Below are 22,161 nucleotides of genomic sequence, written 5' to 3'. Positions count from 1 at the left end.
GCGCTGCCGTAGAGGCCTGTCGCCCGCAGGGGCCACTGACCAGCGGGCTCGTTCAAGATGGCGGCTTATGACACCGTCCTTAACGGCAGGGCAATCCCGAACGGAACCGCTACCTGATCTGGCATGCCCTTCGGTTGGGAATCCCGGTGGTCGACGCCCTGCCGGATGCCGTGGCCGCGGCGCTGGCGATCGTTGCAGCCCGGCGGGTTCGTTCCGGCGAAGCGAGCGGGATAACAGCGGTGGCGCATTCCTCCTTGCCCGGTGTCTCGTTGCGGCCCCGGTCATCGGGGGATGTGGTTCACCCATGCGGAGGACGGGGTGCTGGCCGGAGTCGGCCGAGGGAGTCTCCGGCTTCGACGGCCGCGCGCAGGCTTCGGATTTCGTTGTGCTGCGCGGCAAGGCGGCTGATTGCGAGGTCTCGGAACTGCCGCAGCTCGTCCAGGTCGCTAGCTTGGTCGGCAAGGCGGTCGCGGAGGTGTCTGTTCTCCGTGGTGAGCCGGGAGATCTGGGCGTCGCGAGGGTCGGCGCGGTGTTGGTTTGGCGAGCTGTTGGTCGCGTCGGCGGATGAATTCCTCGGAGAGATCCTGGTAGGTCCCGCGCCGGTTTCCTTTGGGATAGAAGCCGGTGCGCGGGACACCGGCTTCCCGCGCGAGCGTGTTGAGGTCGCAGCGGCCGCCGGCGGGCAGGGTTCCGCTCAGCAGGCGTTCCATCGCGGCGCGGATCGCCGCCTCGTTGCGGGCGCGTTGCTGCTCGGTCAGTCGTCCCATGCCGCGATGCCTTCCGGGTTCGCCTCGTCGATGCGGGAGAGGACTTCCTTGACGCGCAGCAGTTCCTGCTCCAGGCGGCGGCGTTCGACGGTGCGGCTGCGGGGCAGGTCGGAGAGGAAGCGCTCGTGCTGTTCGGCGGCGTCCTGCCAGATGGCCCGGTGGACGGGGTGGAAGGTCGATTGCGGGCAGCGGGTCGCTTCGCAGAGCCCGAGCACCGGCTGTTCGGCCTGCGGGGTGCCGGCGGTCTTGAGGCACAGGGCCTGCGCGGGGTCGCTGAACCAGCAGTAGTTCGCGGCTCCGAGGTGCAGCGTCTTCGCGCGCCGGGCCAGCATCGCGCGGACGCGCTGGTCGTTGTCGATGACGTTCGCCGGCGTTCCCGAGGGCGGCTTCGGGCGGTGTCCAGCGCGGCGAAGAAATTAGCGAGTCCTCGTGCTCCCGGTCCTGCGGGGCGGGCGCCTGCTCGGTATCGCTCGTGTTCGCGGGTGAGCAGTTCCAGGGTCCGCTGTTCCTCTTCACGGGCCACGTCGGCCAGGAAACGGGCCTGCGCCCCGCCGGGGCTGCCCGCGTATCCCTCGGTGGTGGCGACCGAGACGTGCTTGAGCTGGATCTTGGCCGCGAGGACGCCGTGCGGCCGGTAGGCCAGCGCCACCGCCAGCGTCCGGCGCAGCATGCGCAGGTTCACCGGGCCGTCGGGAATCGGGGCGAGCCCGAGGCGCTGGCCGCGGGGCCCGTTGCCCCAGGTTCGGAAGGCGGCGTACTTCTTGTCGAAGACCATGTTCGGGAACAGCGGGCCGTCCTCGCCCAGTTGTTCGACAGCTGCGATCGCGGTGTGGACGTGCTCGGTGACGACCCACTGCTCCCGCGTCCCGCCCACGGGCTGGCCTTTGATCAAGGTCCCGGCCACCCGGTAGCGCCGCAGGCCGGGGAAGGGTTCCTCGACCGGCATCCGGCAGCCCGGGAGCAGTTCGACGAGTTCGCTGCGTCGCATCCCGGACACCGCGGCCGTCACGACGAGGCAGGCGAAGCGCAGCAGTTCGGGGATTCCTGCGGCCTGGTAGAAGAACAGCGGCTCGGTCCAGGGCAGGCTGCCGGTGCCGTCCGCGCGCTCGACGACCTCGGCGTTGCGCGCCAGCGGCGGCACGAGGCCGACCGCGTTCACCGCGGCTTCCAGCTCCGGGCGGAGCCGGTCGAGCCAGGTCAGAGGCATCCAGTCGACGTCGACCTCGTGGGCCAGCTCGGCCAGGTTGACATGAATCAGCGGGTCGTCAGCGCGCCACGGCTGCTTGTCGAGCCGCTTGCGAACCTCGGAAGGATGCAGCAGCTCCAGCGGTTCGTTGCGCTCGGCGCGGCCGGCGATGACGGCGCGCAACCGCGCCGCGTCGACGGTCCGCCGCTGAGGCCGCCGCGGGCTCGGAACGCGCTCGCGGGCGAACTGCGCGATCGGCCCGGCCAGGGTGGTGCTGACGTACAAAGCGGCGGTCAGCAACGGCTGAAGAACCTCTTCCTGCACCACCGGAGTTCTGTTCGTGTAGTCGGTGCGCTTGCCCGAGACCTGCGCCGCGGTGGCACCGCCGAAGGGGCGCAGCGCTGAGGGATAGCGGTGGTCGGGGGCGAACAGCTCCCGGTAGAGGGCCAGCCCGGAGACGGCGCTGACCGCGTTGTGGAGGGCTCCGGTCGACACGGCCACGACCGCGCCGTGTTCGTCGCGGATCTCGCCGCGCTCCGCGGCGAAACGCTCGCACATCTCGGCGGTGACGTGCTGAAGGCTGGCGACTTGCTGCTCGGTCAGCCAGTTGAGCCAGTGCACCAGCTCGACGTGCCGTCCGACGCAGGTCTGGATTCCTCGCGGCGTCCGGTAGGCCCCGGGCAGTTCGCGGACCTGGTCCAGGTGCGGCGCGAGCAGCGCGACCGCGTACTCCTTGGCCACGATCCGCCAGGCCGGATTGCGGATGGCGGTGAAATCCAGCCGCCGCGCGACAGGCCGGAGGTACGCGGGCAGGCCGACCACGGGGCTGAAGTCCCACACGTCCTCGTCGAAGACCGGACCGCGCGCGCCGTCGTCGACGGCGAGGCCGAGCGTGGCGCACAGGTCCAGTCCCTCGAACGGCGACCGGTCGACGGCGGGCCGGGGCGCGCCGCCGACCGGGGATGTGATGCTCACGAGGTGCGTTCCTCCGGCCGCAAGGGCAGTTCGGCGTCCTGATCGGTCACGGTCCTGGCGGCTGCGGCCAACTCCGCCGGCGCCAGCTGCCGCAGCTGCTCGATGACGTCGTCGACGCGGCGGGCGTAAGGGCCGAACACCGGCGCGAACTCCGCGCCGGGCATCTCCTGCCACTGGCGGGCGAAATAGGCGCGCAGCCTCAGCAGGTTCGCGGCGTGCCGGGGAGCGAAGATCGCCAGCGGGCACAGCAGGCACACCCACGGCCGAGCCGGGCACGGCTCTCCGGCCGGGCCGTGCGCACCGGCCAGCGGGTCGATGCAGGCTGCGGCGAAAGCGTCCGTGGTTCCGTCCACCAGCCCGGCGGGCAGCGGTCGCCCGCCGTCAGCCTGGGCGACGGCATCGGGGAGGCCCGCGGCCGCGGCGGCGAGCTGGTCGGCGTCCAGCACCCGCGGCGCTTCGGCCCGGCGCAACAGATCGCCCTGTGCCTCCGCGATCACGCCGTCGAGCAGCGCGCGCTGCTGCTCGGTCGAGACGGACAGGTAGCGGTCGCCCTCCACCTGCGGGGTGTGGTTGGGGTCGACCATGGCGCGGGGGCTGCCGATCCACGCCCGCCGGTTGCGCAGCACCTCGAAGGTCGTGCGCAAGCGTTGCCGGTTCAGCCGGAGCGGGTCGCCGTCGTCGGTCACCAGTTCGCGCCGCAGAGCCCAGTGCGCGAACGACTCCGTCCCCAGCCGCCCGTTGAACCACTTTCGCCGGCCGCCGTGAGCGTTGTGCCGCAGCCACATTCCGTCGCGCCGATCCTCGGGCGCGAAACGGCGGCTGAGCGCGGAATGCCGCAGCCACTGCCGCAGCAGGGTCGAAGCCCGGCGGGTCAGCGTGATGCTTTCCGTGCTGGCGCGGCCCTTGTGGTAAGTCACGACGCTGACCTCGCCGCCCGCCCAGTCCACATCGGACACACGCAGGCCGGTGATGCCGTCGGGCACGATTCCTGTTTCCGTGGTGAACAACAGCACGTAGGCGATGACCGTGTCGGTGGCCGGGAACAGCGCCCGGTTGACCCGTTCCAGGTCCGCTCCGCTGCACTTGGGCGGGTGGCCGTCCTCGCTGTGCAGGTCCACCGCCGACCGCGGCCCCGACCCGGCCAAGCGGCGGCAGACGTCGGCGTAGCTCCATCCCGCCGCGGCCGGGGCGGCTGCGGCGTCGGCCGCGGCCAGCGCACGGCGATGCTCGGCGAAAGCCTCGCGCACGATCTCGCGGCAGGTCCGCCGCAGCATCGCCCATTCGTTTTCCGTGTAGGGCGGCAAGGGGTTGGTGCTCGGCGCGGGGTTGAACACTCTGCCCTGGACCAGTGCTCGCACCTGCCCGCTCAACAGCCCGGTCGAGTCGTCCAGCGCCGCGAGCACCCGTCGGCTGTTCGCCTCGACGCGGTGCCCGCACGACCACCAGAATTCCGCCAGCCGACCGCGGGTGAGGCGCTCGGCCCCGCCGCGGTGCCCGGCGGCCGTCACCTCCCGCACCAGCGACTGGCACGCGTGGACGTAGTGCCTCACGGTCGAGACGGTGTCGAGCGGTCCGTGCGGGTGGACCAGATCGGCCAGCCCGCGCAGCAGCTGCGCCGCGAGGACGTCGTTGACCCCGGACTCCGCCGCGACCGCCGCGGCAGCACCGCGGCTGAACACGCACGAGATGGTCGGCGGGTTCTCGGTCACCTCAGCGGGCATGAACGCCTGCCTCCTCGACGTCGGCGAACTCTTCGTCGACCTCCAGCTCGGCGGCCGCGTCCTGGCCGGCGTCCAGGGTGTGCTCGGTCAGCTCGCGGAAGATCCGCTCGGTGTCCAGCCGCCGTAAGTACTTCTCGGTGGTGACCGTGGAGGAATGGCCGAGCAAATCCCGCAGCACCATCAGCGGGTCGGCCTGGGCCAGGTAGAGCAGCAGAGCCGGGTCGACGCCCGCCCCGGCCATGATCTGTGCGGCCCGGACGTAGTGGCCTGCGATAAGGCGCTCCATCGTCGCGATCGCGAAGGTGTGGCGCAGGCGGTGAGGATGCACGTGAGGAAAACGGGGGTCGAACCTGTCGGCGATCCGCCGTGAGGCGCGGGCGAGCACCGTCGGCCAGGCGGTGAACGGGCCGCCGTCGCCGCGCACGGCCCACAGCATGCTGCCGCCGGCGGGCGCGACCAAGCGGCAGCGCTCGGCCGGGCGCAGCGCGGCCCAGCGCACCCGGCGCCCGTTGACGCGGCCGCCGAGCGGATCCATTTCCTCGACCACCAGGCCGCTCGCGCGGCCCTTCGGCGTCCAGCGCGCGCCGTCGGCGCAGGCCGCCCGTTCCAGCCTGGCGTACTGGTGGACCTCGGCCAGGGCCTCGTAGGAAATCCAGGTGGTTCGGGGCTTGTTGCCCTTGGTCACTCCGGCCGGCACCGGGAACGGGATCGGCACGCTGCTGCGCCGAGCGGGCAACGGCGGGATCTCCGGCAAGAGCAGATAGGTGAACTCCTGCGCCCGCAACCCGGTGGCCAGGGCGAGGTGCCCGCCCGCTCGGTCCCGTCCGAGATGGCGGCCGCGGCAGCCGGGATCAGGCGACCCGTCCGGCCGGCGGCCCGCGAGCGCGGACAGCAGAAGCCGCGCGAAGTCCTCCTCGAGATACTTGATCGTCACGTGCGGTTTGGGCATCCGGCGGACCGCCAGATTCACCCGCATGTCCCGGGAGACGCCCCCGAACGAGGCTCGGGCCGTGCGGTAGCTGAACGGCTCCGCCAGCGCGAGTTCCTGCACGACCGCCCACCGATAGAACCCAGCGAGGATGCTGACGTGCTGGCCCCAGGTCGTGGCGTCGAAGCGACGCTCCACCGGCCCCGCCGCCCGGAACGCCGCGTACAACCCCAGTGCGGCCTTCAACTGCTCACGCGATCCGAACAGTGGAACCTGGTGCTCAGCAAGGAAAACAGCCCAGTCCCGCAATGCTCGCCCGTACTTCGCCCAGGTCGCCGGGACCCGCGCACCGGTCGTAGGCAACTCGCACAGCCAGCGGTTCATCGCCACGGTCGGCCGGTCGACGAACTCGTCGGCGAACAGAAGGTCGTCGTCGACGAGCACCGGCATTCCCTCGGGGATCAGCGGCCGGGCCTCGACATCCCAGTCTCGCCACCCCTCCCGGGTGAAGAAGATCAAGCGCACGGGTCCGGAACATAGAGACCCGGACGGCGCTGAACAAATCCGATCCCCGCAGTTCAGAGCCAACGTGCCAGGTCAATCCGACACGGCATCAGTGCACGAAGAAAGTACTGCTGGGAGAACGCGTCGAGAGCGGCGGCCGCGGTGGTCTTGTTCTGGATCCCACGCGACATGACGTACATGCCCGGGATGACGACGAACGTCGAGTTCGGATACGACGTGGCAGCCGGGCGGACCGTGGTGCTCGGCTGTCCCCCGGACTGCCCCGATCCCCGAAGGAACAAGTACCTCATGCACCTGGCCCACGCGCACGGAGTGCCAGTGCGCACCACGCTCCGGGAAACGGCGGAAACGGCGGCAGGGCTGGTCATCGACCCGACATGGTGAGCCTGGTCAGTGCCCTGTCGCGCGGCCGGAACGGGCGCATGTCAGCGGTTCCCATCGGCGAGGGCCCGCCGGATCAGGGTGATCAGCGAGTCCTTTCGTGTCGTGCCGGGTTTCCGGTGCTGGACACCGGCTCTGCCACGCGCGGGCGCCACCGGTCCGTCCGGTGTGGCAGGCGGTGCGGGGCGGGAGCCGGAACGGGCCAGGGTACTGGACGCCGCAGCGGTCGCAGTGCGCGTAGTACAGCCGCGCCAGCGGGCCGGGGGTGTCGGAGGCCAGCACGGTTTCGCTGGTCCCGTCGTCACGGGTGACGGCCAGCTCGGGCCAGGCCGTGGCGCAGGCACATCCCGCGGCGATCGCCGCGGCGGTGATCTCGTCCTCGCTCACGGCTACTCCCCGGTCTTGCCAGCACCGCCGCGCGGCTGCCGGCCCATGGCCTCGGCGACAGCGGCGATCCCGGGCAGCCTGGTCGCAGCGTCTTCCTTGTTGAACGTGGCCCAGAACTCCTCGTCCCGAGAGCGCGGCTGGCGACCGATGCGGCGAGCGACGGCGGCGATCTCCTCGACGGTGTAGGAGCTGCGGGTGCCGGAGATCGACATGCCGGTCGCGCCGGCGAGGTCCTTGAGCTGGTAGGGCTGGGGCTTGATGAACTCGCGGCCGTAGGCGACCAGCATCCGCATCCGCGCTTCGGCGGCGCGCATCTCCCGCCGCGCGGTGTTGATCTCCGCCAGCAGTGGGTCGAACTCCCAGTCGGCGTTCTCCTCGGTGAGCCGTAGGTTCTGCTCGAACTTCTCGCGTTCCCCCGCGACCTCGTCACGGGCAGCGTCAAGGATGTCCTCATCGCCGTCGGGCACGTCCTCGGCGCCCGGCCACGGGTAGAGGATGTCGACCAGATCGTCAATCATGTCACGCTTCGCCATGTGTTTCAGTATGCAACTCATGTTGCGAACTTCGCAATGGGATTCCCTCGAAGGAACTTGATGCGACAGAGCTGCCCATCACGGTGTTTCATAGGCGACCACCCATGAAACACCCCGACCAGTGGGGCCAGTTCAGGGCGGACTTTGTTTCATGGAACGTTTCATACGACTGGACTTGTGAAACGCCCCTATGAAACGATCTGGGGGTGAGCGACGACGATTTCCTCCGGGTCGAGGCCTTCGACTGCCCGATGTCGACCTGCGCCGCCCCTGCGGGGTCGCCGTGCCGGACGGGCAGGGGCAAGGTGGCGATCCAGTACCACACCGCCCGGTTTCGGCTGGTGCCGTCGCTGGCCAAAGCGCTCGCCGTGGCGACGCCGGCACTGCGCAAGCCGGGTTCGGCTTGGGTCGAGCTGCCGCGGCGCGCGACTGCCAGTGCCGAGCCGGCCGGGCACGTGCGGATCGGCTACGCCCGCGCCTCCACTGTGCGCCAGTCGCTGGACACCCAGCTCGACTCCCTCGCCGAGGCCGGCGTCACGCGCGTGTTCTCGGAGAAGATCTCCACCCGCGTCCTGCGCCGCCCGGAGCTGGAGAAGGCGATCGCCCTCGCCCGCGAGATCCGCGCCTCCGGCGTCGCGGTCACCCTCGTCGTGCACGAACACAAACGGCTCGGCCGCGGCATCGAACTGGCCGCCCTCGCCGAAAACCTCCGCGCCGCCGACATCGGCCTGGAATTCCTCACCGGCGACCTGCACGGCTCCCACGACCCGACCGGGATCGTGTTCACCGTTCTGGCCGCGATGTCCGGCATGGACCGCGAATACATCCGCGACCGCACCCTCGAAGGACACGAATCCGCCCGCGCCCGCGGCAAGACCATCGGCGGCGCCGCCGTCACCGACGAAGCCATGCTCTCCCACGCCCTGCACCTGCGCGACCAGCAAGGCATGAGCCTGCGCGACATCGCCGCACGCCTGGTCATCACCACCGGCAAAAAGAAAGGCCAGCACCCCTCCCCGGCCACCGTCCTGCGCATGCTGCGCGACCACGACCAGGCCGCTGGAGCCGCCGAGACCTCGAACGCGTGAAACGGTACGAGCCTTCCCGCCTGCGTTCGACGAGTGGACGCCGGGAGGCTTGGTGTCAGCAGCCCGGCATTCGGTGAGGGTCGCCCGGTGCGCGGCGCGGGGGCTCGATTGTTCCGAAGACCTCGCCGCGGTAGCGGCGGTACAGGTTGTCGACGCCGAGATGATCGATCACGTCGTTGGTGTCCAGCACCGAGCAGTGTGTGCCGTCGCGCTTGAAGGTGATGCGGCTGAAGACGTCGAAGGCGAGCGTCAGCCGACGCTCGCAGTGAATGTAGTCGATTCTCTCGCCGGGATGATCGGCCTGGAGCTGGGCGAACACCAGATCGTGCCCCTCGATGAGGTCGGTGCCGTAAATGTTCTCGTCGTCGATGCCTTGCACCTCGATGACGACGGCGACCAGGACACCGCCTGGCGCCCGCCACACCCGCAGGTGCTGCGCCCCGAACCCGGGGAACCCGGTGAACGTCCACTGGGGCTCGTCACGGATGAGATCCATGCAGGGAGACGATAAGCGCCCCGGCAGCGTCCACGAACAGGCGATCGCGTGCAGACGAGTCCGGACATCCGTGCAGTCCACTTCGGACATCGACACTCCCGAGACCGCTCGCCCGGAAAATCCGCGTCCAATGGAAGCGATCCATTCTTGTCGTCAAACGATCGGTTGACGACAGAAACGGCTCGCGGCCGACCGCCCGCGCGTACTGCTCGCGGCAACAGGCGAACCACTCTCCGCAGTCTGGACAAATCCGTGACAATGCTCGTCCAAAAAACAAATCACACGGAGCGTGTGACATGATTCGGCTGTCAGGTTTTCCCGCCCGGAAAGAAGGACGTCATGGCAAAACCGCAGCAGCAGCAGAAGTGCCTCAACAACCACCCCGCGACGAGCGAGGGCTACTGCACCCAGTCCGGCTGCACCTACTCGGCCAGCAATCGCCACCAGGCAGTCGGTGGAGTGAACCAGGGGCCGGCCTACGAGGTCCCGGAGTACCCGGAGGGCAACCCGTACACCCGCCTCGACTGAGCGGGCCCGGCGCGTCCGAGTCGGTACGGTTCGGGCATGACCGCTCTCGACGAGCCTCGTGAACCCGGACCACCGCCTCGGGCCGACGCCGACGACGGCGTGGAAGCGCGACGGGCCGAGCACGGCCTCATCGGAACTCGCGCACTCGCCGAGGAGTACGGCATCAGCACCGACAGCGTCCGGGCGCTGATGGCCAAGTACGGCGTGCGCGAGGTCCGCGGCTACCCGCGCGACGCGGCGCTCGCCGTCCAGGCGCAACGCCCCGGCCGACGGCCAGGGCCCGGCCGGGGACACCGGCGGCCCGCACCCGACATCGACGAGCACCAGCCCTGACCGCAGGTTCCCGGCCGGCGCCCCAGAACGCACCCCGGGAACCTGCAGACGAAGGGCCAACACCGCCATGACGATCGACATCGACGCCGAGCTGGTGCCGGACGACACCCGCTGGGGACAGGGATACGGCCGCCCCTACAGCCCGGCCGAGCTCGACGACATCGCCCGCAACATCGCCACGCCGCAGCCCGGCTACCGCTTCCGGCTGCGCGCCAACTCCCCCGGGTGGAGCCCCGCCGTCTCGGGCCGGGCGCACGTCCCGCCCGGCTACGACGCGCTGCGCCATCCCAACCGCGACGGCGTCGACCCGGACGCGCTCGATCCGGAGTTCGCGACGCAGGACGACCCGGTCCCGGCCGTGGCGGTCGAGCCCGGGCTGCAGCAGTACTGCCGCGACCGCGGCTGGGTGCTGGACCAGCACGGCCGCCCGCTGCACCCGCTGCACCTGCAGCTGCTGGCCGACTCCCGGATCGGGCTGCCCGCCGGCCTGGGCTACGCCCACTGGTACGGCGAGGCGGTCGTCGCCGACGCGGTGGTCACCACCGCCGACGGCGACGTCCTGCTGACCGGCCGCGAGACCGCCAGCGGCCGGATTCCCTGTCTGCCAGGCGGCTATGCGATTCCCGCCGACGCCGGCCGTACCGCCGCCGACTGGCGGCACGGGCTGCGCCCGGTGACCCGCGACTCGGTGATCGCGGCCGCGGCCCGCAAAACCCGCGACGAGACCGGGGTTGCCGTCGGCAAGGACACGCCGGCGACGATCGTCCGCGCCATCCGGCCGATCAGCTCGCCGCACACCCTGCACGCCTGGACCTGCATCTACACCGTCCGGTTCGACCTGGCGGACACGATCGGGCCCCCGCCGGACCCGGCGACCGGGGCGCGCTGGGCGTCGGTCGACGACCTCCACGAGCGGCTGCTCGGACGGATGTGGCCCGACCACCGGCGCGCGATCCTCGCGGCGGTCGAATGACCCGGTGACGAACAAGTCCCCGCCCCATCGGGGCGGGGACTTCACCGCGTTGTCAGTACAGAACATCGGGAACCACCCCGAGCCCGCGCGGCACAGGCAAGCATAGCCACCACCAGGAGGGCCGCCGGCCGCGCCGCGGGGAGGTCCGCCGCCGGGCCGCCCCGGTCGCGACGCCGGCGCGCCGCTCGCCATGTCTGACCATGTACGCTAATCTGACCATGTCCACGAAAGGCGGCCCCGGCGGGGCGCGCGAAAGGAGAGCGCCGTGAGCGAGGACCAGGACGTCGGGCGCGCGGCCGCGCCGAGACGGCGGGCCCCGCGCAAGCCGCAGGTGCCGGCGCCAGGGCACACGCGCATCGCGTGGTACTGGCGATTGCCCGACTTCGACGACGCGCGCGCGGCCTACCTCGCCGACTGGCAGTGCGACGAGCGCGAGCGGATCCGCGGACCGGAGAAGTTCGCGGCCTGGATCGGGCGAGCCCTCTCCCGCTTCGCCGAGCTCACCCCGCAGGAGCGTGCCGCGCGGGTCGAGCGCCCGCCCGCCGAGGGCATCACCGGCGGAAGCCGCAGCTTCGAGGTGCCCGACGGGGACCTGGCGGCGATGCGCAAAGCGATGCGCGAGGACCGCGAGGCCGGTCTGTGGACGTCGGACAGCGGATGGGTCGCCGGCGCGATCGCCACCGCCGTCGAGGCCGCGCGCACCCGCGCAGGCGGCACGCTGCCCACCCCGCCGACCAGGCTCGCCAGCAGCTACCGGCACCGGTTCGACGAGTCGTAGTTCGCACTGACAGCGGGGAGCGCGACCGGAGTGGTGTCCGGACCGCGCTCCCCGCACGCATTTCCGGTCGGCGCACTCGACACGCTTGCGCACTACTGAACATGTACGCTAACCTGAACATGTCAGTACGGAACAGGGGCTCACCACCCCGACGCGAGGAGACGAACGATGAACATCAGCGACATCCCGACCAGGCCCGCAGCGATCGTGACGGTCGACTCGGACTGCGAGCAGTACCCGGACATCATCGCGGGCACCTGGACGCCCGGCGACATCATCGCCTGCCCCGAGTGCCAGACCTCCCACGCCGTCACGGGCGTGACCGTCGTCGCGATCATCGACGCCGCCGAGGTTCCCGCACCGGAGGAGGTCGAGTGATGGCCGACTACCGCGTGATCGTCGCCGAGACAGTGCTGCATTCCGTTCCCGTGCACATCGACGGACCCGACAGCCGGGCAGCGCGGGCGGCGGCCAAGGCCGACGCCGTCGAGGCGCTCGCCGAGGCGGGAGGCAAGCACTTCCTGTCCGTCCAGGACCCCACCGTGCTCCGCGTCGCCCCGGTCGAGCGAGCGGCCGGACAAGACCCGGAGGCCGCCCGGGTGCGCTAGCCGCGCGTCGCGGGCTCCCGCGTCCCTGGCGGCGCGGGAGCCCGGGCGTCGACGCGCATCCCCGGGCGCGGGAACAGGCGCCCGCGCAGGCCGACGACGCGGCCGCGGAAACCCAGAAAAAAGACGGCGGGGAGGAAGAGGAGATCAAGGCCGCCCACCGGCGGCCGCGACGTGCGTGTCGCGATCTTCCCGACCTTTTTCGCGGGCACGGTTGCGCCTGCCTGAACATGTACGCTAGACTGAACATGTCAGTACAGAACAGGGGCTCACCACCCCGAACCCGAAAGGGAAACGACATGTCGGACGTCATCACCACCACCTCGAACAGCGACCTCGCCGCGATCGCCGACCTGCTGCAGCGCCAGCGCGCGCAGCGCCTGGACGTCGTCGCCCCGGCCGCCGCGATCCGCGCCGAGGGCGGCCGCCTGGTCGTGCGCGACGCGGGCGAGCCGGTGCTCACCGCAGACGGGGTCACCGCCCGGGACGCGTCGCTCGCCCCGAACGTCGTCGCCGACGCCGGAATCGCCGACAAGCTCGGCATCCCCGCCCCGTACGTGCGCCACCTGCGCGAGAACAACGTCGAGCTGTGGGACGCCAACGTCAACGGCTGGCTGGAGCGCGACGCGCGGTCGTTCCTCGTGCGCGGCCTCGCCGACGAGGACGGCGGCGAGGGCATCGCGCGGGCGTTCCTGTCCGAGAAGTACCGCATCGTCGACAACCTCGACGTGCTGCTCGCGACGCTCGAAGGCCTGCGCTCCACCGGCATCGAGGCGAACGTCACCGGCGCGGACCTGTCGGAAAAGCGGATGTACGTGCGCATCAGTTCCCGGCTGTCGCGGCCGCCGCGCCGCAGCTGCTGGCCGACTACCGCTCGCCGTTCACCGGCGACCGCGGAGCGGACAACCCGATGGTGTTCGCCGGTTTCGTCGTCGCCAACAGTGAGGTAGGGCACGGGGCGTTCACCATCACCCCGCGCGTCGAGGTCCAGGTCTGCAAGAACGGCATGACGCTGCAGCGCGACGCACTGCGGTCCCCGCACCTGGGCGGCCGCCTGGACCACGGCCAGATCCGGTTCAGCGACGCCACCCAGCGCAAGAACGTCGAGCTGGTGAAGTCCCAGACCGCCGACGCCGTGCGGACCATCCTGGACACCGACTACCTGACCAAGGTCATCACCGAGATGACCGAGAAGGCCGCCGCCAAGGTCAGCGAGCCCTCGCACACCATCGAGCGCGTCAAGACCGAGCTGCGCTACACCGACGCCCAGCGCGACGCGATCTTGTCGCACTTCCTCAAGGGCGGCGACCCCACCGCCGGAGGCGTCATGCACGCGGTGACCAGCGCGGCCCAGGTCATCCGGGACACCGACGCCGACCGGGCGCACGAGATGGAAACCCACGCCGTGCGAGCGCTCGACATCGCCGCCGCCGCACGCTGACCGCCAACCGAAGCCGGGGCGGGCAGTGCCGCTCGCCCCGGCCGGTTCCTCGTCGCTCCGAAAGGACAACTGTTCACCATGACCACGACGGAAACCCGCTACGTAATCGGCGAGTTCGTACGCATCACCTCCGGCGAATTTGCCGGCCAAACCGGGACGGTCGTCGCCACCGAGACCGATGCGCAAGGAAAGACCCTGTACGCCCTCGCCCCCAGGCGAGTGGCCGTTGACCGCCGGCGACTGGTGGCCGGCGATCTTCTGGAGCACGCGGCCAGCGTCTCGCTGGCCGAGGCGCAGCAAACCCTGCAGGCGCTGGGTGACGCCGTCACGCGCGACGACGTCCACGCCTACCGGGACGCACTCGCCCTCGCGTGGCGCCAGGGGCTCACCAACGAACAGATCACGGACGCCCACACGTGGCGCGACCGCAAGCGAGACCGGCCCGCATCGTTCGGGTCGGACGGCGGAATTCGCTAACTCAGCGACAACGAGAAAACGCGTAGGGCCCGCCCGAGGCAACTCGGGCGGGCCCTACGCGTCGTGTACGCGGCCCGTCGCACGGCGACGCAGCACTGAGCGGAGCGGGACTACCTACTGAGCGGAGGACTCCGCATCGTCGGCTACCGGGGCCGACGCGGCTTGCGCGGGTTCTCGCTCAGTCGACGCGTCGCGCTTTTTGGTGGACACGTCGCGCTTCTTTGTGGCCGATCCACGGCGCGACGCTGCCGTCCGGGGTCGCCCGCCACGTCGGGAGCCGGGCTGCTCGATCCCGAGCTTTCGCAGTTCGTCGACAGTCCATCCCGCTTTGGTCGCCGCCGTCCAGGCGTCCGCGAGCTTGCTCTCGGCAGCGCGCAGCGCGTCACGCGCTGACGACGCTTCCTGCGCGTATTTCTCCAGGTCTCGAATGCTTCCGAGCCGTTCCTGCAGCAGTGCCTGGGCGCGGTCCGTGATCGTGTCCATGCCCGCAGTGTAGGCGACTTCACGCGTCAAGTCCCGCACTGCCCTTCCCCTGTCTTTGCCGATGGGTTTCGGTGACACAGTGCGTTCCTGGCGGAAAAGGCACTCCACGCCTTCGGCGGGAGCAAGCTATAGGGTAGGGTGCCCCTAAGTGCGGGTCACACCCTGATTACGCACCCTCGCCCGTCCTAGGTGGCCGGCCGAGTAGACCCACTCGTGCACAGCACGAGGAGACCCATCAGGAGGTGTGCAGCAATGGGTGAACGGGGAGGCTCGTACCGTCGTCGGATGGTCGGTCAGCGGCGCGACAAGCGGACCGTCATCAAACACACCGACGAAGAGTGGGCCCGGGTCGCGGCCATGGCGGAAGTCCAGGGCGTCAGCGTCGCCAGGCTGTACGAGCGTGCGCTGTGGGCCGGAGACGCTGTCGCCGCGGCGAAGATGTCGCAGATCTACGCCGAGCTGGTGATGGCTCAGCGTCTGCTGATCGGCGTCGCGACGAACGTCAATCAGATGGCGACGGTCGCGAACTCGACCGGGGAGCTGCCCGCGGCCGCGCAATTGGAGGCTGCATTGGCACTCGCGCAGCGGCAGGTCGACCGTATCGACGAGCTGCTGCACGACCTGCCGGGCGGAGATCTGTTCCGGAGCGTGAAAGCGTGACCGGTGAACCGTCGACCATGGTCGCGCATGTCGCCGAGGGCGGTCGGGACATGCCCGGCTTGATGAAGTATCTCTACGGGCCCGGCAAGGCGAACGAACATCGCGACCAGCACATGGTGGCCGGCTCCCCCGGGCTCGCTCTCGCATGGCCGGGAGCCCTCGCCGCCGACGAGGCACGCGAGCTCGGGCATTTCGTCGAGTCGTCCTGGCGCGCTGCGTACATGGAACAGATGGCCGAGGCCGGGTTGCCGGTGCGCGGCATCTCGCGCACCGCACGCGGCAGCGAGCCGGGCGTCGTCGACGTCTTCGGCAACGACGTGTTCGGTCCCGAGCACGTCTACCACCTGATCGTTTCGCTCCCGCCGACAACGCCTGGACCGACGAGCAGTGGGCTGCCGTCGCTCAGGAATTCATGAGCGGAATGGGGTTCAGCGACGGGCCCGATGACGACCAGGGCTGCCGGTGGGTGGCGATGCGCCACGGCTTGTCGGTGAACGGGAACGAGCACATGCACATCGCGGTGAACCTCGTCCGCCAGGACGGGCGCTGGGCCGAGCTCCCCCACCGCACGGACCGCAACGGCAACCGCCACCGAAACGACTTCGCACTGGTTCAGCGTGTGCGCCGTGAGATCGAAGAGCGTCACGACTTCGTGATCCCGCTGCACGACCGCGGCCGTTCCGGCCGGTCGCTTCCCGCGTACACGATGGCCGAGCACCAGCAGTCTCGGCAACGGGCCGAGCTGACCGGAAAAGAGGTCCCCGACCGCGTCCTCGTTCGGCAGCTTGTGCGCGCCGCGGCCGCCATGTCGACGACCGAGGTCGAGTTCATCAACGCTGTCCTCGACGGCGCGGTCGGTGTCGAGCTCGACGTCGCTCGATGGGCTCCCGGCGGGCACGACACGGTGACCGGGGTACAAGGTCCGTATCGGCGACGGCCCGTGGCTCTCGCCCACTCATTTCGACCCGGAGATGACCCTGGGCAAACTGCGTGCCCAATGGGAGCCGAACGAGACCCCGCAGACGCGTGCGGAAGCACTGGCGCTGTGGCGAGGCGACGCCGCACCTGCGGAGGCGACGCCGGTCGCGGCGGGCGACGTCGGGAACAGGTGCGTGCTGCCGTCGCGGAGCTGGACGCCTGGAACGGCGACCTCGAACGGCTGTCCTCCGATGCCCCGCAGTGGCGTCGTCAGAGCGGGACGCAGCCGGTCTTCTGTCCGTCTTCTCTCGCATCGACGGCCCGACCGGCGAATCGTTCGCGGTCGCCGGCCGATGCGCTCATCCGGGACCCGTCGACGACGGCGCCGACGTCTACGACGATGCCGCAGCCTCGCGGGCAGGACGGGTGCACCCGCGCAACGATTCGGAACCCACCGTGCCGAGCTCGCGGCGCGTCACGCGCAACCGCGCTGCGCGCGAGCTCGCCGGACCACCACCGCGGCTGGCTCGCCGTCCTCGCCAAGTGCAGCGCACGTGACCGCCGTGCACGCCGCGAGCGCGGCACGACAGGAGCTGGCGGCTGCGCGTGCGTTGCACACCAACGCGGTTGCCGTCCTCGAAACGTAACGACCGGCCTGCCAGCACGCGGTGCCGGAGCGTGCTGCGTTCGCGCCTGAGGCTGCTGGTGCGGCGGCGATGGCGCGCGGTCGCGACGGGACGCGTCAAGGCCGCACCGACACGACCGCCGCCGGAGTGTCGCCGACTCGACCTGCCGGTGCGGAGAAGCCGGCACCGGATGAACGACGCGGCCGGACTCGGCTGACCCCTGCGCTTCGGCAGACGATGGGCGGTCGAGATGTTCCAGTGGTCCGGACGGGCGCGGAAGGGGTCCTGCATAGCGAAGCCCCGGCTCGCATGTTTGCTGAGCCGGGGCTTTGAACTGTGTGGGAGTTCGGACGTCAGGTGGTTTGGGTGCGGGTCCGGGTGGTTTGCGCGGCGGGCGGCTGTGTGTGCGGCGTCGCCTGTGTCGCGTGCTGGGTGTTGGCCGATGCCAGCATGTCGCGGGTCGAGCGCGGGTAGCCGTACGCGGAGACCTGGCGGACCCGGGTCGCCTCGTCGTCGAGCGATGCCGCCATGCTTTCGCCGCGGTCGTAGCCGTTCGCGGCGGTCGTGGTGGTTTCCGGGTGTGCGGCGTCGGTCCGCAGCAGCATCTCGCGGAGCTGGGCGAGGGTGTTGTCCACCGTTTCGGCGACGGCGGGGTCGTCCATCGGTTCCACCCCCTCGTAGCGAGTACCGTCCTCGTCGCTGACGACGGACTCGTCGCCGTGGGCGTCGAGTGCGGACATCACCACGTCACGCAGTTCGTCGCTGGCGATGGCCTGCACGTCGCCGCCGGCTTCGGCGACGAGGTGGACGAGTTTCACGTCCGGCATCCTCGGTTCGTTCATCCAGTGCGCCTGGCCGTATGCCTCGTTCTCGCGGGCGGCGGCCTCGGCAAGGATGGTTTGTGCGCGGTCTGCACGCTGGGCGTTGGCGGTGGCAGAGCTCCCGTCGATCCCGAGATAGGCCTGCTTGCGCAGGACGTCCGCCGCGGCGTCGGGGTCGATCCGCCGGGGGACGTATTCGTCGTAGAGCCGGGCGCTGTCGGCGCCGGTGACGTTCTGCGCGGACTCGCTCATCGTCGAGGTCCTTTCCTGTGCTGAGCGATGGTTGTTCCTGGGCAGATCGGGCGTTGTCACCGCCGTTGGGAGCGGATGTGGGTGGCTCGGCCGGACCCGGGCGTTTGCGGGCGAGGTTTCGCCTGTGTCGCCTTCCGGTTGTCGGTCTCGGCCAGCATGTCGCGGGTCGAGCGCGGGTAGCCGTACGCGGAGACGGTGCGGGCCTGGCGGGCGTCGTCGTCGATCGTCTCGGGCACGGACTCGGCCCGGTCGTAGTTCGCGGAAGCCGGCCGTGCTTCGGTGCGGTCGGGTCCGCTGTCGCGGTCGCCGGGCTGGACCGCGGTGGCGCGCTCGTCGTCGATGATTGACTGCGCTTGATCGAGCTCGCCCTCGGTGGCCCGCATCTCGCTGAGGACCTGCTCGACCGCTTCCTGGCCGGCGTCGTATTGCAGCTGGGCGACCTCGTCGACGGAGTAGCTCAGCAGCTGGTCGCGTTGATCTTCGGGGGCGTGTTCGCGGACGCGGTGTTCGGTGAACCCGATCTCCGCGGCAGCGTCGTCGTCTCCGGCGATGAGCCGGGGACGCAGCTCTGCGATGGCGTTGTCGATGACGAGGAATGCCCCGGAACGGGCGTTGTCGAGATCGGCCAGCCGCGCGCGAAGATCGTCGCGCTTGTCCTCCCACATCTTGGCGGGGTCGAGGCCGTCGGGCAGCGGGATGTCGCGGACGTCGACTCCTCGTTCGGCCAGCAGCCAGAAGTCTTTTTCCGCGGCCGTCCGGCCCGCGGCGTCGGCGTCGAGCATCTCCCAGATCCGCCCGCGTTCGGCGAGTTGGTCGGCCTGCCGGTCGGTCAACGCGGTGCCCAGCGGGGCGACGCCGGCGACCTGTCCGTCGCCGGCGGCGGTCACCGCGACGGCGTCGAAAGGGCCCTCGACGCGGGCGAGCCGGGCACTGTCCGGAGCTTCGTAGAGGCCCAGGAGGTGGTCGCCCTTGGTGTAAGCCGGGGTGCTGCCCGTGTTGAGGTATTTCGGCGCCCTCTCGTCGCCGGAGAGGTCGCGTCCGATGAACCCGACGATGTCGCCGTCCTGATCGCGGATGCCCACCATGGCGCGGTCACGGAAGAAGTCGATCACCTGGCCGCGCGTGGACTGCCGTCCCAGGCCCGCAGCCACGATCTCGGTGTCGGTGGCGCCGTGGCTGCGCAGGTGGCCGGTGAGGTTGGACCATCCGGTCGGGGCGTAGCCGAAGCGCCAGCGGTCGTCGGCCACGACGTCGGCGCCGAGCCTGCCGGCCAGGTAGGCATACCCCGGGGAGTCGGGCGTCATCGACGTGGCGAAGTAGTCGGCGGCCAGTGTGTTCAGCTCGATGGTCCGCTCCCGGCTGATCGCCGGCGTCTCGTTCGGTGCAGGGGCGGTCCGCCGCGGTGGTGCCGTCTGCGGGGCGGCGACCGGTTCCAGGCCGGCGGCCGTCCGTGCTTCGGCGGAGTCGTAGGCCGTCCAGTACCGGAGGGCCTTGTCCTGCCACGCCATCTCCTGCCACGCCTTGCCAGCGGCCATCGACGAGGTGTCGGCGGGCAGTTCGGCCCGGAAACTCTGCTCGGCCAGTGCCCACGCGGTCGCCCGACGGGCCCGCTCCTGCGGGGTCGACGCCTTCGACGGGGCCATTCCCCGTTCTTCCTTGGGCGCGACCGACGGTCGGGCGCTCGGTGCGGCCGGGGCCTGGCTGCCCGTTGCGGAGGTGGGAGCCGCGGGCTTCGTGCGTTCCGGTGTCGGGTCCTTGGCTGCTGTGCTGGCGGTGCCGCGGTTGTCGAGTTCTCGGCGGATTTGCCGCGCTGCGAACTTTGCGGGGTCGGTGCCGATGGTGCCGGGGTGCGTCACGCCAGGCGGGTACCGGTTTCCTGCGCTGGTGTCGACGGTGTCGCCTGGTGCGGAGTTTGGCTGCATCAGCCGCTCTGTGCCACTGGAGATCACTGCTTCCCGCATGATCTCGAGCGGCTCGTAGCCTTTTTCGGCTGCCTCTTGCAGTCTGTCGCCGAGCTGGTCAACCGAGCGCGTCTGGCTTGCGATGATCCATTCCGCGTCGTGCGGCCAGAGGTTTTCGATTGCGTCGATCGCCAGTTGCCGCGGGTCAGCGGCTGCCGCGGGCGCCGTGCGTTCGGGCTGCGGGGTCTTGGCTGAGTCCTCGGACGCGCTGGTCAGCGGGGCGGCGGGCCCGAGCGTGCCGTTCTCGGGGATCTGGACCTGCCGGGCTTCCTGGGCGTCGTAGACGGTCCAGTACCGGTCGTAGCGGTCCTTGCTCGGCAGGGCCTTCCACGCTGTCTCGTCCATTCCCGCCTGCGCCAGCCGCCATGCTTGCGCGCGGTGGGCGCGCTCCGCGTCGCTGCCGGCTTTCGTCGGGGCCACGCCGCGGTCGGGATTGTCGGGGCCGGCGGGGAGCACGACGTCTCGGTACCGGATTTCGACCGGGGCGCCGGTGGCGGTGCTGGCCGAGATGTCGTGCGCGATCGCGGTTTCCTCGGACAGCGCGGTCGCGACCGCGTCCTGGTCGCGTGCTGCGTCTGCGGCTGCGGCCGCGGTGTCTTGCAGGGCATCGGCGAGGTAGGTGGCCGGGTCGATGCCGAACCGGTCGCGAAAGTGCCGTTCGAGCAGGTCGGCGTTGTCCAATGCGGTTGCGGCGTTGTCGGGCTCCAGGATGGCGGTGACCCGGGCCGACTCCCAGGTGCGCACCAGGTCGGCGACCGCCGCGTCGTCCAGGGCGTTCGGATCCAGCGGTCGGTCCGGACGCCCGGCCGGCGTCAAGGACGTGCCGATCGCGAGGTCTGCTCGGTTCGGGTCCAGGCCGCCGCGCGCATCTGGGCGCGGTGGTGGTCCAGCTCGGCGTCGGCCCGGTCGGTCGCGGTGGTTTCCCAGTGGCGGTGCAGGGCAGCGGCCCGGGCATGCTCGTCGACGGCGCCGCCCGCGACTCGCCATCGGTCGGGCGCGAACTCGGCTCCGCGGCCGGTGTGCTCGGCCCATGCCTCCCAGCGTGACAGCGTGGGGAGGCGTCCGTACTCGGCCCAGTGCTGCCAGTCGGCCCACACCTGCTGCTGTGCCGCGCCGTTCGGGCGAGCGTCGAGCCGACCGCGCAGGTTGCTGTGCCGTCGGTAGTAGAACGGGGCGTGGGCCTCGGCGAGGTCGACGGCCTCGGGCATGGTGATGCGTCCGGCGGGGACTCGTCCCGGCGCGGACGGGTTCTCGACGCTGCGCAGGATGGTGGCCGGGTCCGCGCCGTGGGCGGTTTCGATCCGTCGGCCGAGATCGTCGCGGGCGGCCAGGGCGCGCGGGTCCTGGTCGGCCCACGCGGCTGCCGCGGCCCACGCGCGGGACGCGGCGACGCGGTCGCCGCGTTCGACGACGCCGGGCCGGGTCCAGGGCAGGAACCTGTCCCGGGCCCCGTCGCGCTGTGCCGTCCAGACCGCCCGGTTCTTCGCCTCCTGCTGCCGCTGCAGCTCCCGGGCGTGGGAGGCGGTCTCGCGGGCTGCTTCGCGTTCCCGCTGCGCCAGTTCGCGGTTCTTGTCGGCGCGAGTGCGGGCGGTCCGCTCGGTGATCTGCGCGACCGTGGTGACTGCCGTGCGCAGCGCCTGGTCCAGCTCGCGTGCGAGTTCGAGTTCCTCGTGCATGGTCATGCCACGCCTCCCTGCTGGTGGGACTGGGGCTGCACGACGGACTCGGGGTCGACGTCGAACAAGCCCGCAGGCGGTTCGGTGTGCGCCCATACGGCCCGGCGCGGTGGACCGGGTCGTCGTGGGTTCGGGGTGCGCAGTTGGCGAACGCGCCGTCTGCGCGGGTGAGCATCGACATGTGGTGGTCGAAGTGGTCGCGCAGCCAGGTCGAGAGGCTCGGCGCTGGCTCCAGGCGCATCGCCTCGAACGCTTCCCACAGGGCTTCCAGCCGGGTGACGGCTTCTTCGTGCAGCCACCACTGCTCGCACCACCGGGTGTCCCGGTCGTGGCGGTGACGCCAGTTGGGCAGCACGTACCGGTCGACGAACGTCGGCAGCGACGCGAACAGCGGCGCGCTCGCGGCGGGCGCGTCCTGTCCGGATTCCAGCGCGACCGCGCGGTCGTAGGCGGCCCGGGCGGCGGCGACGCGTTCCTCGGCCAGGTCTCGGGCGCGTTCGGCCTTGGCGACCTTTTCCCGGGCCGCGACCACCGCCGCGCTCTCGCGCGCGGAGGCACAGCGCGGGCCTGGGCGAGCCGCTCCTCCGCGGCTGCCAGCAGGTTCTCGGCCGTGTCGCGGCTCTCGTGTGCGTCCAGGAGGGC

The 22,161-nt window shown here is 70.8% G+C and carries 27 protein-coding genes and 1 pseudogene; 16 read left to right on the top strand and 12 right to left on the bottom strand.

The genetic code is table 11. The features are described from left to right. Positions 1-304: 304 nt before the first annotated feature. The gene (locus DMP23_RS47350) at positions 305-568 is read left to right on the top strand and encodes a hypothetical protein (RefSeq protein ID WP_337825229.1); all 264 of its coding nucleotides are present in this window, start codon (positions 305-307) and stop codon (positions 566-568) included. Positions 569-754: 186 nt separating this feature from the next. On the opposite strand, the gene DMP23_RS47345 is transcribed toward DMP23_RS47350, so the two are convergent. Then, positions 755-1,099 (bottom strand): hypothetical protein, encoded by a 345-nt coding sequence (locus DMP23_RS47345; protein WP_337825228.1) that lies wholly within the window; start codon positions 1,097-1,099, stop codon positions 755-757. 140 nt (positions 1,100-1,239) lie between these two features. Here DMP23_RS47345 and DMP23_RS47340 point away from each other — a divergent pair, with 140 nt between their 5' ends. Both DMP23_RS47340 and DMP23_RS47335 read left to right on the top strand, forming a co-directional pair. Continuing rightward, positions 1,240-2,358, top strand: a complete 1,119-nt coding sequence (locus tag DMP23_RS47340; RefSeq protein ID WP_337825227.1) for a hypothetical protein — start codon at positions 1,240-1,242, stop codon at positions 2,356-2,358. Between the two features lie 105 nt (positions 2,359-2,463). Continuing rightward, on the top strand, positions 2,464-2,970 hold the full coding sequence (locus tag DMP23_RS47335; protein ID WP_337825226.1) for a hypothetical protein: 507 nt from the start codon (positions 2,464-2,466) through the stop codon (positions 2,968-2,970). On the opposite strand, the gene DMP23_RS47330 is transcribed toward DMP23_RS47335, so the two are convergent. Together DMP23_RS47330 and DMP23_RS47325 are read right to left on the bottom strand one after the other, a co-directional pair. Further along, a complete protein-coding gene (locus tag DMP23_RS47330) occupies positions 2,925-4,649 on the bottom strand; it encodes a hypothetical protein (RefSeq protein ID WP_337825225.1) in 1,725 nt (574 codons plus the stop codon). The two genes, DMP23_RS47335 and DMP23_RS47330, sit on opposite strands and share 46 nt — an antisense overlap. After that, the gene (locus DMP23_RS47325; protein WP_337825224.1) at positions 4,639-6,102 is read right to left on the bottom strand and encodes a site-specific integrase; all 1,464 of its coding nucleotides are present in this window, start codon (positions 6,100-6,102) and stop codon (positions 4,639-4,641) included. Before DMP23_RS47325 ends, DMP23_RS47330 begins: the two co-directional genes overlap by 11 nt. A gap of 168 nt (positions 6,103-6,270) precedes the next feature. Between DMP23_RS47325 and DMP23_RS47320 the strand changes: the two genes are divergently transcribed. After that, on the top strand, positions 6,271-6,486 hold the full coding sequence (locus DMP23_RS47320; protein ID WP_337825223.1) for a hypothetical protein: 216 nt from the start codon (positions 6,271-6,273) through the stop codon (positions 6,484-6,486). A gap of 6 nt (positions 6,487-6,492) precedes the next feature. On the opposite strand, the gene DMP23_RS47315 is transcribed toward DMP23_RS47320, so the two are convergent. After that, positions 6,493-6,870: a hypothetical protein gene (locus DMP23_RS47315; protein WP_337825222.1), complete on the bottom strand. Its 378-nt coding sequence runs from the start codon at positions 6,868-6,870 to the stop codon at positions 6,493-6,495. Between the two features lie 2 nt (positions 6,871-6,872). Further along, on the bottom strand, positions 6,873-7,403 hold the full coding sequence (locus tag DMP23_RS47310; RefSeq protein ID WP_337825221.1) for a hypothetical protein: 531 nt from the start codon (positions 7,401-7,403) through the stop codon (positions 6,873-6,875). 206 nt (positions 7,404-7,609) lie between these two features. On the opposite strand from DMP23_RS47310, the gene DMP23_RS47305 reads away from it, so the two are divergent. Continuing rightward, a complete protein-coding gene (locus DMP23_RS47305) occupies positions 7,610-8,491 on the top strand; it encodes a recombinase family protein (RefSeq protein ID WP_337825220.1) in 882 nt (293 codons plus the stop codon). 55 nt (positions 8,492-8,546) lie between these two features. On the opposite strand, the gene DMP23_RS47300 is transcribed toward DMP23_RS47305, so the two are convergent. Next, positions 8,547-8,987, bottom strand: a complete 441-nt coding sequence (locus tag DMP23_RS47300) for a hypothetical protein (protein ID WP_337825219.1) — start codon at positions 8,985-8,987, stop codon at positions 8,547-8,549. Between the two features lie 339 nt (positions 8,988-9,326). Between DMP23_RS47300 and DMP23_RS47295 the strand changes: the two genes are divergently transcribed. The 9 genes from DMP23_RS47295 (at position 9,327) to DMP23_RS47255 (ending at position 14,122) form a co-directional block, all read left to right on the top strand. Further along, on the top strand, positions 9,327-9,515 hold the full coding sequence (locus tag DMP23_RS47295; RefSeq protein WP_337825218.1) for a hypothetical protein: 189 nt from the start codon (positions 9,327-9,329) through the stop codon (positions 9,513-9,515). Positions 9,516-9,551: 36 nt separating this feature from the next. Next, positions 9,552-9,848, top strand: a complete 297-nt coding sequence (locus DMP23_RS47290; protein WP_337825217.1) for a hypothetical protein — start codon at positions 9,552-9,554, stop codon at positions 9,846-9,848. 67 nt (positions 9,849-9,915) lie between these two features. Further along, positions 9,916-10,821 (top strand): NUDIX hydrolase, encoded by a 906-nt coding sequence (locus DMP23_RS47285; RefSeq protein ID WP_337825216.1) that lies wholly within the window; start codon positions 9,916-9,918, stop codon positions 10,819-10,821. A gap of 265 nt (positions 10,822-11,086) precedes the next feature. Continuing rightward, positions 11,087-11,599 (top strand): hypothetical protein, encoded by a 513-nt coding sequence (locus DMP23_RS47280; RefSeq protein WP_337825215.1) that lies wholly within the window; start codon positions 11,087-11,089, stop codon positions 11,597-11,599. Positions 11,600-11,767: 168 nt separating this feature from the next. Continuing rightward, the gene (locus DMP23_RS47275; protein WP_337825214.1) at positions 11,768-11,977 is read left to right on the top strand and encodes a hypothetical protein; all 210 of its coding nucleotides are present in this window, start codon (positions 11,768-11,770) and stop codon (positions 11,975-11,977) included. Next, on the top strand, positions 11,977-12,207 hold the full coding sequence (locus DMP23_RS47270) for a hypothetical protein (RefSeq protein WP_337825213.1): 231 nt from the start codon (positions 11,977-11,979) through the stop codon (positions 12,205-12,207). Before DMP23_RS47275 ends, DMP23_RS47270 begins: the two co-directional genes overlap by 1 nt. Positions 12,208-12,503: 296 nt before the next feature. After that, positions 12,504-13,154 carry a hypothetical protein gene (locus tag DMP23_RS47265; RefSeq protein ID WP_337825212.1) on the top strand — a complete coding sequence of 217 codons (651 nt, stop codon included), beginning with the start codon at positions 12,504-12,506 and terminating at the stop codon, positions 13,152-13,154. Beyond that, the gene (locus DMP23_RS47260; RefSeq protein ID WP_337825211.1) at positions 13,115-13,645 is read left to right on the top strand and encodes a hypothetical protein; all 531 of its coding nucleotides are present in this window, start codon (positions 13,115-13,117) and stop codon (positions 13,643-13,645) included. The genes DMP23_RS47265 and DMP23_RS47260 overlap by 40 nt, the downstream gene beginning before the upstream one ends. Before the next feature lie 78 nt (positions 13,646-13,723). Next, positions 13,724-14,122, top strand: a complete 399-nt coding sequence (locus DMP23_RS47255) for a hypothetical protein (RefSeq protein ID WP_337825210.1) — start codon at positions 13,724-13,726, stop codon at positions 14,120-14,122. A gap of 114 nt (positions 14,123-14,236) precedes the next feature. Here DMP23_RS47255 and DMP23_RS47250 read toward each other — a convergent pair whose 3' ends face one another. Continuing rightward, positions 14,237-14,605, bottom strand: a complete 369-nt coding sequence (locus tag DMP23_RS47250; RefSeq protein ID WP_337825209.1) for a hypothetical protein — start codon at positions 14,603-14,605, stop codon at positions 14,237-14,239. A 285-nt stretch (positions 14,606-14,890) separates the two neighbouring features. Between DMP23_RS47250 and mobC the strand changes: the two genes are divergently transcribed. Next, positions 14,891-15,265 carry a plasmid mobilization relaxosome protein MobC gene (mobC, locus tag DMP23_RS47245; RefSeq protein ID WP_337825208.1) on the top strand — a complete coding sequence of 125 codons (375 nt, stop codon included), beginning with the start codon at positions 14,891-14,893 and terminating at the stop codon, positions 15,263-15,265. After that, entirely contained in the window at positions 15,262-15,681 is a 420-nt protein-coding gene (locus tag DMP23_RS47240; RefSeq protein WP_337825207.1) for a hypothetical protein, read from the top strand. The genes mobC and DMP23_RS47240 overlap by 4 nt, the downstream gene beginning before the upstream one ends. On the opposite strand, the gene DMP23_RS47235 is transcribed toward DMP23_RS47240, so the two are convergent. From DMP23_RS47235 to DMP23_RS48220, 5 genes and pseudogenes are all read right to left on the bottom strand, one after another. Beyond that, positions 15,603-16,163: a hypothetical protein gene (locus tag DMP23_RS47235; protein ID WP_337825206.1), complete on the bottom strand. Its 561-nt coding sequence runs from the start codon at positions 16,161-16,163 to the stop codon at positions 15,603-15,605. The two genes, DMP23_RS47240 and DMP23_RS47235, sit on opposite strands and share 79 nt — an antisense overlap. Positions 16,164-17,162: 999 nt before the next feature. Further along, positions 17,163-17,882 (bottom strand): hypothetical protein, encoded by a 720-nt coding sequence (locus tag DMP23_RS47230; RefSeq protein ID WP_337825205.1) that lies wholly within the window; start codon positions 17,880-17,882, stop codon positions 17,163-17,165. A gap of 56 nt (positions 17,883-17,938) precedes the next feature. Next, a complete protein-coding gene (locus DMP23_RS47225) occupies positions 17,939-20,659 on the bottom strand; it encodes a toprim domain-containing protein (RefSeq protein ID WP_337825204.1) in 2,721 nt (906 codons plus the stop codon). Then, a complete protein-coding gene (locus tag DMP23_RS47220) occupies positions 20,656-21,525 on the bottom strand; it encodes a hypothetical protein (RefSeq protein ID WP_337825203.1) in 870 nt (289 codons plus the stop codon). Before DMP23_RS47220 ends, DMP23_RS47225 begins: the two co-directional genes overlap by 4 nt. Before the next feature lie 169 nt (positions 21,526-21,694). Then, positions 21,695-21,874: pseudogene (locus DMP23_RS48220) on the bottom strand (DUF4913 domain-containing protein); the annotation flags it as partial. Between the last annotated feature and the right edge of the window lie 287 nt (positions 21,875-22,161).

This window comes from Amycolatopsis sp. A1MSW2902, assembly GCF_017312175.1.
Taxonomy (GTDB): domain Bacteria; phylum Actinomycetota; class Actinomycetes; order Mycobacteriales; family Pseudonocardiaceae; genus Amycolatopsis; species Amycolatopsis nivea.
This window is presented reverse-complemented; position numbering and strand designations above follow the sequence as displayed.